Annotated in this window: 7 protein-coding genes; 1 reads left to right on the top strand and 6 read right to left on the bottom strand. The window is 69.1% G+C overall.

Annotated features, from left to right (window positions below; all coding sequences use genetic code 11):
* Nucleotides 1-88 precede the first annotated feature (88 nt).
* From AC3WS6_RS04610 to AC3WS6_RS04585, 6 genes are all read right to left on the bottom strand, one after another.
* Nucleotides 89-2,161 (bottom strand): acyl-CoA dehydrogenase family protein, encoded by a 2,073-nt coding sequence (locus AC3WS6_RS04610; RefSeq protein WP_492499891.1) that lies wholly within the window; start codon nucleotides 2,159-2,161, stop codon nucleotides 89-91.
* Nucleotides 2,162-2,281: 120 nt separating this feature from the next.
* On the bottom strand, nucleotides 2,282-3,388 hold the full coding sequence (locus AC3WS6_RS04605) for an HTTM domain-containing protein (protein ID WP_492501446.1): 1,107 nt from the start codon (nucleotides 3,386-3,388) through the stop codon (nucleotides 2,282-2,284).
* Nucleotides 3,389-3,486: 98 nt separating this feature from the next.
* Complete coding sequence (locus tag AC3WS6_RS04600) at nucleotides 3,487-4,305, bottom strand: DUF5819 family protein (protein ID WP_492499890.1); 819 nt, start codon at nucleotides 4,303-4,305, stop codon at nucleotides 3,487-3,489.
* A gap of 77 nt (nucleotides 4,306-4,382) precedes the next feature.
* On the bottom strand, nucleotides 4,383-10,748 hold the full coding sequence (locus AC3WS6_RS04595; protein WP_492499889.1) for a hypothetical protein: 6,366 nt from the start codon (nucleotides 10,746-10,748) through the stop codon (nucleotides 4,383-4,385).
* A gap of 368 nt (nucleotides 10,749-11,116) precedes the next feature.
* Nucleotides 11,117-12,883: a glycoside hydrolase family 3 protein gene (locus tag AC3WS6_RS04590; protein ID WP_492499888.1), complete on the bottom strand. Its 1,767-nt coding sequence runs from the start codon at nucleotides 12,881-12,883 to the stop codon at nucleotides 11,117-11,119.
* Between the two features lie 2 nt (nucleotides 12,884-12,885).
* The gene (locus AC3WS6_RS04585; RefSeq protein WP_492499887.1) at nucleotides 12,886-14,184 is read right to left on the bottom strand and encodes an MFS transporter; all 1,299 of its coding nucleotides are present in this window, start codon (nucleotides 14,182-14,184) and stop codon (nucleotides 12,886-12,888) included.
* Between the two features lie 138 nt (nucleotides 14,185-14,322).
* Here AC3WS6_RS04585 and AC3WS6_RS04580 point away from each other — a divergent pair, with 138 nt between their 5' ends.
* A complete protein-coding gene (locus AC3WS6_RS04580) occupies nucleotides 14,323-15,597 on the top strand; it encodes a TetR/AcrR family transcriptional regulator (protein WP_492499886.1) in 1,275 nt (424 codons plus the stop codon).
* The last annotated feature ends 11 nt before the right edge of the window (nucleotides 15,598-15,608 follow it).

Genomic DNA, 15,608 nt, shown 5'->3' with positions numbered 1-15,608 from the left:
CCCGCGCCGCCCCTGGGGCAGCTGACCGCGCACGACGCGGGCCGGGATCACTCGATCCCGGCCCGCGTGCGATGGGGTGCGAACGGCCTCAGCGCTTCGACTTCTTCAGCGTCTTCTCGAGCACGGGCGCTGCGCCGGATGCCGCCTGCTCGGCGTAGTACGCGCGGGCCTCATCCTGACGCTGCCTCTCGGCACCCGAGGCGATCGGCGCGCGCACGTGCTCGGGCTCGTAGCCGAACGCATCGACCAGGTCGAGCGCGTAGGGGCGCAGCCGCGCGCAGAGACGGTCGATGTAGCGCGAGACCGCGGCCGCGCGCTGCGTCGAGAGGCGTCCGTTGATGAGGTGCCACGCGAGATGCTTCTCGATCAGCTGCAGGCCGAACAGGTCGCGCAGCCACGTCAGCACCTTCTTGGTGTCGGCGTCTTCGACGCGGCGCACGGCATCGGTGAAGGCCTCCCACTGCAGCAGCTCGCCGTGCGCGCGCGCCGCCTCGATGAGCTCCGCCTGGTTCTCGTTGAACAGCCGCGCCCCGAGCGCCTTGTCCTTGCCGCCCGCGCGCAGGCGGCCGGCCACATCGGCCACCATCTGCTGCACGCGCTCGGCGAGCAGCTGGTGCTGCTGCTCCTCGCGCAGCCCGTTCTCGACCGAGCGGGCGACCTGGCCCAGATCGACGACCGACTGCCCGAACTGGCGCAGACCCGCGCCGTGGAACACCTTGCCTGCGGTCATCCCGACCGCGAACTTCGCGAGCGCTGCGGCATCCTTGCCCGTGAACTGCTTGGCGTAGTCGGTGAGCAGGCGCTTGCCGACCAGCTGCAGCAGCACGTTGTTGTCGCCCTCGAACGTGACGTAGATGTCGAGGTCGGCGCGGAGGCCGACGAGACGGTTCTCGAACATGAAGCCCGCCCCGCCACAGGCCTCGCGCGCCTCTTGCAGGGTGTCGAGCGCGTGCCAGGTCGAGAGCGGCTTGAGCGCCGCAGCCAGAGTCTCGAGGTCTTCGCGGTCGGCCGGCGTGTCGATGCGCCCCGAGAAGACTCCGTCGAACTTCTGCAGGAACTCGTCGTGCGCGAAGATCTGCGCGTAGGTCGTCGCCAGGCGGGGGAAGAGTCGGCGCTGGTGCTTGCCGTAGTCCATCAGCACTACCTCCTGCCCGTCCGCCCCGTCGAACTGGCGGCGCTGGGTCGCATAGGTGATCGCGATCTTCAGTCCGAGGGCAGACGCCCACGAGGCTGCGCCGTCGAGAGAGACACGGCCCTGTACCAGCGTGCCGAGCATCGTGAAGAAACGGCGACCGGGGCTGTCGATCGCACTCGAGTACGTGCCGTCGGCTGCCACGTCGCCGTACCGATTCAACAGGTTCGTGCGCGGGATGCGCACGTGATCGAACGACAGCCGTCCGTTGTCGATGCCGTTGAGCCCGCCCTTGAGCCCGTCGTCCTCACGCCCGATTCCGGGCAGGTCGACGCCGTCGTCTCCGCGCAGCGGTACGTAGAAGCAGTGCACGCCGTGATTGACGCCGTTCGTGATCAGCTGGGCGAACACGGTGGCGGCGACACCGTGCAGCGCCGCGTTGCCGAGGTACTCCTTCGTGGCGCCGCGGAACGGCGTGTTGATCACGAACTCCGAGGTCTCGGGGTCATAGGTCGCGGTGGTGCCGACAGCCGCGACGTCGGAGCCGTGGCCGATCTCGGTCATCGCGAACGCACCGGGGATAGTGAGGTCCATGACGCCGGGCAGCCACTTCTCGTGGTGCTCGGCGGTGCCCAGCTGCAGGATCGCGGAGCCGAAGAGCCCCCACTGCACGCCCGATTTGATCTGGAGACTCGGGTCGGCGACCACGAGCTCCTCGAAACCGGCGATGTTCGCGCCGTTGTTCTCCTCGCCGCCGAGGGACTTGGGGAATGCCCGGTGCACGGCCTTGTTCTCGACGAGCAGGTGCAGCTGGCTCAGCACGCGCTCGCGGTGCTCGTCCTTGCCCAGTTCGTCGTCGCGCCAGAACGCCGAGTCCTTGATGAGCTCACGGGCTTCGCGTCTCGTGTCGGCCCAGGTGCCGAGCAGCAACTCGGTGACCTGGGCGACGTCGACCTGCAGCGCGGCATCAGAGACATCGGGGGAACCGGGGGCGGGAGTCGTCTTCGGACGGACAGCAGCGTCGACCATGTGCATTCCTCTCACAGAGAAGTAGGGATGCTGCCATGGTAGGTCTGCCACAACGAGAGGCGAAGTCGCCTGTGGTCATCCTCCAACGCGGCCCGACCCAGTCGCCGCGCCCGATTGTCGTCAGGCCACAGTCCCGGGTGGTGCCGCGCTCATGGCCGGGCGCTTCGCGGCATTCCACCGCCGCACGGTGCCCTCGCTGAGCCGCGACCAGGTGCGGTCACGGATGAAGATCGAGTCGATCGCGATCATGGTCAACGAGAACCAGGGCAGCCCCATGAGCACCGCGATGCCGATGTGGAACGACAGGATGCCGAGCAGGCCGAGCAGTCGGGTGGGACGCGTCAGCAGCATGAGCGGGAACGCGACCTGCAGGATGATCGATCCCCAGCTCGCGACGACCACCATCGGGCCCCACGCCGTCACCAGATCGCTGAGCACGGGCCAGGTGCCGAAGCGCGCGGTCTGCAGCGGGTTGTAGACCGCGTACCCCTCCTTCCACGGCTCGCCGCCGGCCTTGAAGAGCGCCCCGGAGGCGTACACGAAGCACACCTGTGCGGTCAGGGCGACGAGGGCGAGATTGTGGAACATGGTGCCCAGCAGCGCCGGCTGGCTGTTCGGAGGGAACCAGTCGCCGCTCCGGGCCCGACGCTTCGCATCGAGCGACCAGCGTGCCGCGGGATCGGCGAAGAAGAGCAGGAACAGCGCGATGCGGAACATGTTGTCCCCCTGGTCGCCGACCATGTCGTTCGCCTCGATGAAACCGACCCACAGGCAGAAGAACACGGGGAGGACGATGCGGAACCGCCAGCCGAGCACGAACAGCACGGCCAGCACGCCCAACAGCACATACAGCGCCGTATAGAGGACGTCGTTCCCCATCGCCGCGTGGAAGGCGCTGAACAGCCAGATCTTCGGGAAGTCGCTCACGGGTTCGGCGAGCTCGCCGTTCCATGCCGATCCCGAGCCGAAGGTGTACAGCCGCGTGCTGAAGTTCGATGCGAGAAGGCCGATCGCGGTGACCCCGAACAGGATGCGCGTCACGGCGAGGCCGTACAGGGCCTTCTTCCCGTTGAAGAGCCAGTCGCCCACGAACGCCGAGATACGGTCGATCGCCGAGACGACCATCGCCCACAGTCCGCCGATCATCGACGACAGGAAGGTGAGGACTCTCGCGGGGAACGAGACCGTCTGCGCCTCGGGTGCCGCCCCGGGGACACCGGGCTTCATCGAAGCCGTGTCTCCCGCCGTGGACGTCGTCGCGGTCTCGGCCGCAACCTTCGACGCAGCCTTCGGCGCGGCCTTCGATGAGGTCTTCGTCGGGGCGCTCACGGCTGGGTCCTCTCGAACTGGCTGCGGAACGTGTTCGCGAAGTTCTCGCGACTCTGCCCTTCCTCTTCTATAGGGGCACGCCACCCGGTCGTCGAGAAGGTCGGGTCCGGGCGCTGCGCGCCGGGATCGTTGCGGTCGGCGTACGGGACCACATTCTGTCGGCTGACCCGGTACTGCACCGAGACGACGGCATCCGCGCCCCAGATCGCGTACGCGACCTGCGTGGCATACGCCGTGGAGAGTCGCTCCTCGGCCATGTAGGCCTCGGTCGACGGGTTCTCGCCCTCGAGCTCATCGAACGAGCGGACCATCCAGTCCTCCCAGCCGTCTTCGGCGAAGTCGAGTGCGACCACGGCCTGCTGCTGCTCGTTCAGTTTGTTGAAGGCGCCCATCTGACCGCTCGCCACCTCAGTGGACTGGATGCCGGCACGCGGCGGGAACAGGTTGTAGCGGATCATCGAGAGCTCGACGTCGGTCGCGCTGACCCACCCGGTCTCGACCTCTTCTCCGTCTTTCTCGATGACGGCCCTGACGTTGAAGTGGTAGTCGCCGTTGATGGGCTCGGGGGCGAACACGCTCCAGGACTGTCCGAACATCGGCAGCATGTACCCCGCGAGCACCTCCTGGGTCGGGATCTCCCGCAACGCGGAGTACGGAGCGATCCACAGGAAGGACGCACCGATGTGCCACAGCGTCAGCAGGCACGCCGCGAAAGCGACGAGCTTGACCCACCACGCGGGGCGGGGCCTCGAGGATGCGGTCGAGCGGGGATTCTCGTCCTGTGCGTCCGGTGACGCCTCGGTCATCGTGCTCATTCCCATACCTTCTCATCACCGAAGGTCGGGACCGCCGCATTGACGGCCCCGACCTGTCAGCGTTTCCTACGCGACGTTCACTCGGTGTCGACGAGTGGGCGCCGGGAGCGGGCGACCCTGGTCGCTCCGAACCCGAGCATCAGCAGCAGCGCCGCCAGTGCGATCCATCCGCCCTGCACGTCACCACCGGTGGTGGCGAGACCCTTCGCCACGACCTTGAACGTGGTCGCGATGCTTCCGGACTCGGGTCCGGTGAGCGTCACGGTGTGCGTTCCGAGGTCGTAGTCGGCCGGGATCGTCCAGGTGAACGTGACCGTTCCCTGCGCGTTCGCCACCTGGGTGCCGAGCGCGAGCGGGTCGGAGGTCATCACACCGGTGACGACCTCGCCCGGCCGGAAGCCGGTGCCGATCGCGGTCTGCTGCTCGCCGCGCTCGAGCACGGGAACCAGCACCCGGATGCCGAGCTGCTGCGTCGGGTCGGCGCCCGCGTCTGCAGAAGCCGAGGCCTCTGCGGTCGCGGAGGCGGATGCTTCCGCGGATGCTTCCGCCGAGGCGTCTGCCGCCGCCGTCGCCGAGGCCGTCGCCGACGCCGAGGCGTTGGCAGCGGCTGCCGCCGAGGCGTTCGGATCGGCATCGGCCGACGCCGACGAGTCCGCCGCGCTGGTCGAGGTCGCGTCGTTCTGCGCTGCAGCCTGGGCCGCCGCCGCAGCTGCCGCCGAGGCCTCGGACGTCGCCGTGGCCGAGGCATCGGTCGAGGCGTCGTCGGTCGCAGCGGCCTGGGCCGCCGCGTTCGCGGACACATCCGCCGCCGCCGATGCCGAGCTCGTCGCGTCAGCGAGTGCCGCAGCCTCGGCCGCGGCCTGAGCCGAGGCGTTGCTGTCGTCATCGGCCTGCGCCGATGCCGCTGCAGAGGCCGAGGCGTTGGTGTTCGCCTGCGACGTCGCTGCGGCCTCACTCGAGGCATCCGTCGACGAGTTCGCGACCGCCGCAGCATCCGCCGCCGACGAGGCGTTGGCGTTCGCGACCGCCGAGGCCTGCGCCGCGGTGTCGTCGGACGCGTCTGCCTGCGCAGCCGCCTGTGCCGCCACCGCAGCGTTGGCATTGGCGGCCGAGGTCGCGTCAGCGGTGGCTGCGGTCGACGAGTTCGCCGTCGCCGCGGACTGTGCCGCCGCCTCTGCCGCCGGGTCGGCCGCAGCCGAGCCCTCCGACGTCGCGTCGGCATAGGCCGCCGCCTGCGCGGAGGCTTCGGCGACTGCGGCCGTCGTCGCATCGGCGTTCGCGGATGCCGAAGCCGAGGCCGCGGCGTTCGCGTTCGTCGAGGCATCGGCCGACGCGTCGTTGCTGGCGTCCGCCACGGCTGCGGCCTGCGCCGCCGTCGAGGAGTTCGCATCGGCGACGGCCGAGGCCGACGCGTTGGCATCATCCGACGCGTCGGTCTGCGCCGCGGCCTGGGCCGCCGCAGCAGCCTGAGCGTTCGCGTCAGACGTCGACGTCGTCGAGGCGTCAGCCGATGCGGTAGCCAGAGCAGCCGCCTCAGCCGCCGATTCGGCGCTCGCATCGGCCGCGGCCGACGCGGTCGAGGTGGCGTCGGCGAAGGCGGAGGCCTCAGCCGCTGCCTGCGCGGACGGGTCACCGTCTGCCGTGGCGTCTGCGGAGGCGGATGCCGAGGCAGCCGCGTTCGTGTTGGCCGAGGCTTCGGACGAGGCATCCGACGACGAATCGCTCGTCGCCGCCGACTCCGACGAAGCCGCGGAGTTCGCGTCCGCCGCCGTCGATGCCGAAGCGTTCGCGTCATCCGAGGCGTCGGCCTGAGCCGCTGCCTGCGCGGCGGTCGCCGCCGAGGCGTTCACATCGGTGGTCGCGTCGCTCGATGCCGCGGTCGAGGCATCCGGCGTCGCCGCCGCCTCAGCCGCAGCGGTCGCATCGGAGTCAGCCGCGGCCGAGGCGTTCGACGTGGCGTCTGCGAAGGCCGCAGCCTCTGCCGCCGCCTGCGCGGAGGGGTCTCCGTCAGCGGTGGCGTCAGCCGATGCGGATGCCGACGCCGCCGCGTTGGTGTTGACGTCGCCCGGGTCGCCCGCCGTCACCTCGGTGGTGTCGGTGGCCGTGATCGCACCTGCCGTGGCCGTGATCGTGTAGCCGGTGGCCGGCGTCGCGTCTGCGGGTACGGCGTACACCGTCGAGAAGGCTCCCGCCCCGTCGGTCGTCACATCGACGGGCCCGCCGACGTCAGCGCCGCCGGGAGCGGTGAGCTGCAGCGCGACCGCGGTGTTCAGCGGCCAGCCGGATCCCGTCACCGACAGGTTGGTGCCCGCCGGGACCGAGGCCGCCGCGTCGACGACGACGGCTGCCGCCGTGACCTCGGTGGTGTCGGTCGCCGTCTGGGTACCCGCGGATGCCGTCACGGTGTAGCCCGCTCCAGCCGGGGTGCCGGCCGGAACCGGGTACTCGAGGGTGAAGCCTCCGAGCGCACCGGTCGTGACGGTCTCGGGTCCGCCGATGTCACCGCCACCGGGAGCGGTGAGCTGCACCGTGATCAGCGTGTTCGCCGGCCATCCGGCGCCCGTCACCGTCAGATCTCCACCGGCCTCGACCGTGTCCGCGGCGTCGACCGTCGCGGCGGCGGTGATATCGGTGGTGTCGGTCGCGGTCTGGGTTCCGGCCGATGCGGTCACGGTGTAGCCCGTGCCCGGCTCAGCGTCCGCAGGCACCGGGTAGTTCAGAGTGAACCCGCCCGCTCCGTCGGTCGTGACCGTCTCGGGACCACCGACCGTCGCACCGCCGGGAGCGGTGAGCTGCACCGTGATCTCGGTGTTCGCGGGCCAGTTCGCGCCCGTGATCGGCAGATCGGTTCCGGCCTGAGCCGTGTCCGCAGCATCCACCGAGACCGCCGCGGTGATCGCGGTGGTGTCGGTCGCCGTCTGCGTGCCGTCCGTCGCCGTCACGGTGTAGCCCGTGCCCGGCTCAGCGTCCGCAGGCACCGGGTAGTTCAGCGTGAACCCGCCCGCTCCGTCGGTCGTGACGGTCTGCGGCGTGCCGACCGGCGTCGCGCCGGGACCCGTGAGCTGCACCGTGACGTCGGTGTTCGCAGGCCAGTTGGCACCGGTCACCGGCAGGGCGGTTCCGGCCTGAGCCGTATCCGCAGCATCCACCGCGACCGCGGGCGTGATCTCGACCGTGTCGATCGCCGACTGCGCACCGGCCGTGGCCGTCACGATGTAGCCGGTGCCGGGCACCGCGGATGCGGGCACCGGATAGTCGGTCGTGAAGGCGCCGGTGCCGTCGGTCGTCACCGTGACCGGCCCACCGACGTTGTCGCCCGTGCCGGGGGCCGTGAGCTGGAGAGTGACGTCGGTGTTCGCCGGCCATGTGTTACCGCTGACCGGCAGGTCGGTGCCGGCCTGCACGGTGTCGGCGGCATCCACCACCGGCACCGGCGCAGCCGTCACCTCGGTCGTGTCGGTCGCCGTCTGTGCTCCCACGTTCGCGGTGACCGTGTATCCGGTGGCAGCGGGGGTTCCCGCGGGCACCGGGTAGGCGAGGGTGAACACGCCCGTGCCGTCGGTCGTCGCCGTCTCGGGTCCGCCGATGGCGCCGCCGCCGGGAGCCGTGAGCTGCACCGTGACGACGGTGTTCGCGGGCCAGTTCGCACCCGTGACCGCAAGGTCGGTGCCAGCCTGCACCGCAGGCGCGGCGTCGATCGTCGCGGCGGCCGTGATCTCGGTCGTGTCGGTCGCGGTCTGGGTTCCGGCCGAGGCGGTCACGGTGTAGCCCGTGCCCGGCTCGGCGTCGGCAGGCACCGGGTAGTTCAGAGTGAACCCGCCGGCACCGTCGGTCGTGACCGTCTCAGGACCACCGACCGTCGCACCGCCCGGAGCCGTCAGCTGCACCGTGACATCGGTGTTCGCCGGCCAGTTCGCACCCGTGATCGGCAGATCGGTTCCGGCCTGAGCCGTGTCCGCAGCATCCACCGATACCGCTGCCGTGACCTGGGTCGTGTCGATCGCCGACTGCGCACCGGCCGTCGCCGTCAGCACGTATCCCGTGCCGGGCACTGCCGTGGCAGGCACCGGGTAGCCGGTCGCGAAGGCGCCGGCTCCGTCCGTCGTCACTGTGACGGCCGTCCCGATGTTCTCGCCGGTACCGGGTGCCGTGAGCTGAAGAGTCACGTCGGTGTTCGCCGGCCACGTGTCACCGCCGACCGCGAGGTCGGTGCCGGCCTGCACGGTGTCGGCGGCATCCACCACCGGCACCGGCGCGGCCGTCACCTCTGTCGTGTCGGTCGCCGTCTGTGCTCCAGCGGTGGCCGTCACGGTGTAACCGGGCGCAGCGGGGGTTCCGGCCGGTACGGGGTAGGCAAGTGTGAAGACGCCGAACTCGTCGGTCGCCGCGGTCTCAGGTCCGCCGATCGCACCCCCACCGGGCGCGGTCAGCTGCACCGAGACGGTCGAGTTCGCGGGCCAGTTGGCGCCGGTCACCGCGAGGTCGGTGCCGTCCTGCACCGCAGGGGCAGCATCGACCGTCGCCGCCGCCGTGACCTCTGTCGTGTCGGTGGCTGTGATGCCACCCGCGGTCGCCGTCACGGTGAAGCCCGTGCCCGGCGTCGTGTCTGCGGGGATGAAGAAGGTCGTGGTGAACCCGCCATTGCCGTCGGTCGTCACGAACTCCGGCTCGTTGACCGCATCGCCGCCGGGAGTCGTGACCGCGATCGATACCGAGGTGTTCGCGGGCCAGCCCGACCCGGTGACCGGCAGGTCTGTGCCCGCGGGTACCGTGGCGGCCGCATCGATCGCCGCGACAGCAGCGACCGCAGCCTTGACGGTCGCCGAGCCGAGGTCGAGTTCCACCCCGCCGCCGACGGCGGGCAGGAGGTTGATGCCGAGCGCCCGCACGGTGAAGCTGTCGCCGGGGATGTCGCCTGGTTCGTTCTGCTCGTTGATGGTGATCGTCGCGATGCCCGAGAGCACGCCCTGGAGCACGGGGTCGAGCGCGGTCAGAAGGGGACCGGTGGTGGCGGCGAGCGTCGTCTGAAGACCCGGGACGACGCTGGTGAGCGCCGTATTGACCAGGGGTGCGGTGACCGTGCTCAGCGTGTTGGTCAGCAGCGTGACGACGGGTGTCGTCAGCAGCGAGAGATCCAGCCCGGCGAGGGTGATGTTCGGAGTCACCGTGGGCTGCGCACCGACTCCGGCGAACTGCGCGAGCGAACCGGCGACCGTGATGTTTCCGTTCGCCAGAATGACCTCGGGGACGAGCGGCGGGACCCCCGGCGTGTAGAGCTGCACATTCACCTGCAGCTGCACCTGCAGTGCGTTCAGCGTGGTGGTGAGCACCGACGCCAGCTTGCCGTTCAGGCTGTCGGCGTGGGTGCCGGTCAGCGCCGAGGTCACTCCCTGCTGGATCGCCGCGATCGTCGCCGCGGAGAGAGCCGGCGTGTTCGCCGGAAGGCTGTTGAGGTCGGCTCCCTGCCCGGTCTCGACCAGGATCTGCGCGAGATTCGCTGAGATCGTGCCGGTCTCGAGGTCGACGAGCACCGAGCCCGTGGTGTTCTGCACGGGCTCGTTGAGCACCTCATTCGCGACGGTCTGCCCGACCGTGTCGAGGCCCACGATGGTCGACGTCGCGCCCGTGGAGCGCACCTGCGCGAGGAGCGCGTTGATGCCGTTCAGCGTGCTCGAGATCGAGCTCGTCAGGTTCGTCAGCGCACCGCCCGGGCCGACCAGGGCGTTCACCGGGGCGACGGCCGTCTGCACGGTCGTGTCGAGCGTGTCGGCGAGTTCGTCGAGCAGCTGGCTGTGCAGGTCGACGCCGAGGTCGGCGATCCGATACTCGGATGCGATGACGTCTTGATCCGAAGTGGCGCGCGATGCGAGCGCGCCGATGCTCACCGACGCTTCGTCGATGATCCCGTCAGTGACGCCGGTGAGGCCGAGCTGCGACAGGAGTCCCGTGAGCTCGAGAGACGCGGGGTTGCTCGAGCCGTCGATCGCGCCGGCGTCGATCGCGCCGCCCGACGTGATCGTTCCGGACGAAGCGACGGACTGCGTCTGCGTGGGCGATGAGCTGTAGCTCTGCGTCGTTCCGAGGTCGCCGAGCTGCAGCAGTCCGGGGCCTGTGCCGTCGGTCAGGAGCGGGAGGTTCACCGCACCGACCTGGATGTTCAGCGCTTCGAGAAGCGCGATGTCGAGTCCGCCGAGCTCAGGTCCGGCTGCCGCCGGGTTGCTCGTGAGCGTGTGTCCGAGCGCCGCGACATCGAGGCCGCCGAGCAGTGGCGCCGGCAGATCGATGATCTGCCCCTGCGCGACCGAAGGATCGTTCGGATTCGCCGCATCGAGGGCATTCGCCGCCGATGGGACCAGTGCACTCGCGAGGACGACCGCTGCGGCTGTAGCGCTCGCGATTCCCCCTCCGATGGCTCTGCGCGTGCGCAGAGTCTTCCCCTCCATGATGCCCATTCGCCTCTCCCGTGATGCAGATAATCCGCGTCATAGGCCCTCCCCAGGTGTCGACGACTTCATCGACAGAGCGCATGTGGGGAAAGTATTGCCGTTTTTCACGGCCAAAGTCCAGGTTTTGTCTTAAGGTGTCGCGTTATCAACGTTCATATCGAGACAAACTGCAACCTGACTGCGCGTTCAGTCAACTTAACGTGTGACTGAATGGGGGTTCAGTCAACATTTTGGACAGAGCGATCCCGCGTCCGTCTTCGGCGTGTCGCGGCGCGGTCGGAGGATCGTGCACAGCTGCGGGAGACGACGAGAACGCCCCGCAGGAGTCAACCTGCGGGGCGTTCTGAGGAGGTGTGCGGGAGGCGTCAGAGGGTGAGGCCGTGCCCGAAGCGGAAGAGCGGATCAGCCGTGTCGAACGGCACGTCGGGCCGCGACTCCTCGACCGCCGCCATCGACCGAGGCAGGTCGAACGGCAGCCGACCTCGCGCGCCCACGCGGCCGCTGAGCACGTCGAGCAGGGCCGCGCCCGACGCACCCCAGTTCACGGTGACGGCTGCCGCGGCGACCGTGATCGGCTCGAGGATCGGGGGACGATCAGCGAGCACGTCGACGACCGTCGGCACCGCCGCAGCGATCGCACGCACATGCTCGACGACCTGGTCGGGGAAGTCGAGCGACCCCGCATGGAAGAAGTTCTCGAACATCGTCTCGCGCTGCTCGAAGGGGGCATGCAGGCGGATGAGCGCGAGGTCGGCCTCGTCCGGAGTCGCGACGACCTGACCGTACGCCTCCGCGACCTCGGGTTCGATGCCTTCGACGTAGAGCTTCGTGCCGGCAGCGAAGGGCAAGGACCCGTCGTTCGTCAGTACCGTGACGGATGCGCGCTGAGCGTCTTCGCCGGCGGCCCGGAAGTCGGCACGACCGACCACCGCATCCGCGGCATCCTCATCGACGAAAGGATCCTCGAAGAGACCGAGTTCGAACTTCTCGCGCAGGATCCGCCGCGCCGAGGCATCGAGGCGTGCTTCCGAGACCGAGCCGTCCTCGACGAGTTCCACGAGCATCTCGGGGCAGTCCTCGCCGCCGAATTGGTCGACGCCCGCATCCAGCACCCTGATCATGCGCTCCCGTGGGCTCAGCTGCTCGACGCCCCACGCCCGTGCCGGGAACGGCTGACCGAAGATCTCGGCATCGTTGATCAGTCCCCAATCCGTGCAGACGAGTCGGTCGAAGCCGAAGCGCTCGCGCAGCAGACCCGTGATGACGCTCTTGTTGAATCCGAATCCGACCTCTTCGTGCTCGGTGCCGACAGGCATGCCGTAGTACGGCATCATCTGACGCGTACCCGCGGCGATCGCGTCTTCGAACGGCGCGAGGTGCAGCTCGAACCGGCCTCCCGGATACACCTGCTCGCGTCCGTACGGAAAGTGCGGATCCTCGCCGTCCTTCTGCGGGCCGCCGCCGGGAAAGTGCTTCGTCATGGTCGCCACCGACCCCGGCCCGAACGACTCGCCCTGGAAGCCTCGGATATATGCCGCTCCGAGAATGCCGGCCAGTTCTGCGTCTTCGCCGAAGGTCGCCGTCTGTCGCGCCCAGCGCGGTTCGGTCGCGAGATCCACCTGCGGATGCAGGGCGACACGGAGGCCGACGGCCGTATATTCCTGCCGAGCGATATCTGCGAAACGCTCGACCAGTTCGGGGTCCCTCGTCGCCGCGAGGCCCAGGGTCTCCGGCCACTGCGAGAACGGGCCGGCGAGGATCGACGCTCCGGGGTTCTCGCTGAACGAATGCCGGGGGTCGGTCGACAGGGTCACCGGAATCCCGAGGCGCGTGGAGGCGGCGAGCCGCTGCAGCTCGTTCTGCCACGCTGCGATCTCGCGTCCGCTCGGAGCGCCGCCCAGCAGGTTGAAGTGGTTCATCTTCTTGACGTCGACGAAGTCGCGCGCACTCGGCGTGCCGAACACGGGGTTCTGCTCGTCGAGGTCGCCGATCGCGATCATGGTGTGGAAGAAGAGACCTGCCTTCTCCTCCACCGTCATCTCGTCGAGCAGCAGGCGCACCCGCTCATCGATAGGAAGACTCGCGTCGAGCCAGGGGCGCGCGGTCATGGTCGTCGTGTCGTTGCCGGTCATGGTCACTTGACTCCCTTGATGCGATAGACGAGCACGGCACCGGCGAGCGCGACGAGCGCCCCGAACAGATACCAGGTGGTGTAGCCGCCGAGCGGTGTGGCGGCACCCAGCGCGATGATGCTCGGGGCGATGGCCGGGGCGATCGACTGCGGCAGCGCGTTGGCGATGTTGAGCACACCCAGATCCTTCGCCACATCGTCGGGGTTCGGCAGCACCTCGGTGGCGAGCGCGAGGTCGACCGACAAGAAGGAGCCTGCACCGAGACCGATGATCGCCTGAGCGATGATCACGACCGCGATGGTGGGAGCGATGGCCAGGATGACCAGCCCCACGACCATGATCAGGCCGGCGATCGCCACGAACGGGCGCCGCTTGCCGATCCGGTCCGAGAGGAATCCGCCGAGTGGAGCGGAGATGGCCATGGCTGCCATCGAGGCGAGGTTCGCGATCAGGATCGTACCGACGGCGCCCTGCTCGTCGAGCTCGAACTTCGTCACGAGGTAGAGCGGCAGGAACGTGGCGATTCCGGCGTAGCCGAACATCACGAAGAACTTCGTGAGCCAGGTCCAGCCGAAGTCGGGGTGCTTGCGCGGGTTGAAGACGAACGAGCCGAAGAACGTGCCGACCGTGAAGCGCGTCGCCGGCTTCTCGGTGAGGCGACGGTCCTTGAGGGTCAGCACGAAGACGACGACCAGGATCAGAGCGATCGCGCCGGGCACGAAGAAGCGCTCGAAGTCGCCCGGCAGGAAGTTCACGATGAAGCTTCCGGCCAGGATGCCGATCGGCGTGGTGATGCCGATGACACCCGAGACCTTCCCTCGGCTCGACACCGGCACCTGGTCGGGCAGCGTCGCGTTGGCGGCGGCGAGCACCGCGTTCATCGATGCCTGCACGAGGCACCAGGCGAGCATGACCACCAGCACGGAGGTCGCGAGGCCGATGATGGCGAAGCCGCCGAGGCCGACGATCGCGCCACCGAGGATCCAGGGACGGCGCATGCCCCACCTCGAGGTGGTGCGATCGGAGAGGCGTCCGACGAGGGGATTCGCGACGAGTGCGAATGCCGCACCAACCCCCATCACCAGCCCGAGGCTCGCCTCGGTGTTCGTCGGGTCGAGGCGCTGGATCTTGAAGGCCATCGACACCATCACCGGGGTGAGCAGAGCCAGATAGACGCCGAAGTTCACCGCGGCGAGGCCGGGGGTATAGCCACGCGGTGTCTTCAGCGGGGTGGTGCCTGGGGCTTTGAAGCCGGTCGTTCCGACGGCAGCGGCAGCCGCGGCCGATGACAACTCTGTCATGAAGGGGGGTCCTCTCGAGCAGGGTGCGCCGATCGTCCGCGATCGGCGTCGAGAGATGACGATACACGAATCTCGACCGATTGGTAAGTGAAAGTCGACCGATCGGTAATGAGGGAGAATGAAGGGAAAGGGGGATCGATGACGACGACGACCACGGGTTCGCGCCAGAACCGCGCCGCGGCGACGCGCATGCGCATCGTGGATGCCGCTCGCGACCTCTTCGTGTCGAACGGCTACCGTGCGACGTCTCTTCGCGACATCGCGGCCGCAGCCTCGGTGAGCCACCCGGGGCTCCTCGGCCACTTCTCCTCGAAGGACGACCTGCTCGCCGAGGTCGTCGCGGGTTTCGAAGAGGACAACGAAAGGGCGTTCGACCTGGTGGCGGCGGCATCCGATTCCGGGGAGCTGATCTTCGCGGACGTCGCGCGACGCAATGCGCGCACCCCCGGCTATCTCGAGCTGTTCGCAGCGCTGACGGGAGAGGCATCCGCCCCCGGACACCCCGCCCACCAGCGGATGCGCGAGCGGTACGCCCGGCTTCGCCACCTGTGCTCCGAGGTGCTGGCCGACGCGGCACAGCACGGCACGATCGACCCGGAACGATGCGTGGCAGACGAGACCACGAGGCACATGGCGGGATGGGACGGTCTGCAGCTCATCTCGCAGTACCTCCCCGATCGGGTCGACGTCGTGCAGATGCTCGAGGAGCGCGAAACTCTCTGGGCCCTGCCGCAGGGGTGGCGCGATCCCGGCCATCCGCTGGCATCATCCGCTCCCGCCGGCCCCCTGCCTCCGGTCTTCGGTGCAGATGCGGCCGATGACGACACGGAGGGATATGAGGTCGGTCGCCGCCGCCGGGCGCAGATCCTGGCTGACGCCACCCGGCTCTTCGCACGCGACGGCTACGGCGATACGAGTCTGCGCGACATCGCCCAGGCGGTCGGCGTCTCGAAGTCCACGCTCCTGCACCACTACTCGTCGAAGGAGCTGTTGCTGAGCGCGGTCCTCGCCGAGCGAGACAGCGCCATCCGGACGCGCAACGAGTCGGTGCCCGCTGACCGGGCAGCCGATGCCCTCCGCAGCATCCCGCACGGCGCCCGGGTGAGCGCCCTCGACGAACCCGGGCTCATCGAGGTGTACGCCGTGCTGTCGTGCGAGGCGGTACCGGCCGCGCATCCTGCGCACGACTATTTCACCACCCGGTTCTCGCAGGCGATCGACTACTTCACGCAGCTGTTCCGGCTCGCGGCGGTCGACGGCGATCTCCCCGAGCACCGCGACCCCGAGCACGAGGCGATCTGGCTCGTCGCCCTGTGGGACGGTCTGCAGTATCAGTGGCTGTACGACCGCGGAGCGATCGACGTCGTCGCGCACCTCGAGGCGCACCTCGACGATGTGCTCCCCCGGCGCTGAGCCGCGAATCG

Source organism: Microbacterium sp. EB106-03-03-XG65, assembly GCF_058791955.1.
The sequence above is the reverse complement of the archived record's forward strand: the minus strand, read 5'-3'. Positions and strand labels throughout refer to the sequence as shown.

Excerpts from the sequence above, each read along its gene's own strand:
- AC3WS6_RS04580 (WP_492499886.1), top strand. The coding sequence starts at position 14,323 with ATGACGACGACGACCACGGGTTCGCGCCAGAACCGCGCCGCGGCGACG.
- AC3WS6_RS04585 (WP_492499887.1), bottom strand. The coding sequence starts at position 14,184 with ATGACAGAGTTGTCATCGGCCGCGGCTGCCGCTGCCGTCGGAACGACC.
- AC3WS6_RS04600 (WP_492499890.1), bottom strand. The coding sequence starts at position 4,305 with ATGAGCACGATGACCGAGGCGTCACCGGACGCACAGGACGAGAATCCC.
- AC3WS6_RS04605 (WP_492501446.1), bottom strand. The coding sequence starts at position 3,388 with ATGAAGCCCGGTGTCCCCGGGGCGGCACCCGAGGCGCAGACGGTCTCG.
- AC3WS6_RS04610 (WP_492499891.1), bottom strand. The coding sequence starts at position 2,161 with ATGGTCGACGCTGCTGTCCGTCCGAAGACGACTCCCGCCCCCGGTTCC.
- AC3WS6_RS04590 (WP_492499888.1), bottom strand. The coding sequence starts at position 12,883 with ATGACCGGCAACGACACGACGACCATGACCGCGCGCCCCTGGCTCGAC.
- AC3WS6_RS04595 (WP_492499889.1), bottom strand. The coding sequence starts at position 10,748 with ATGGAGGGGAAGACTCTGCGCACGCGCAGAGCCATCGGAGGGGGAATC.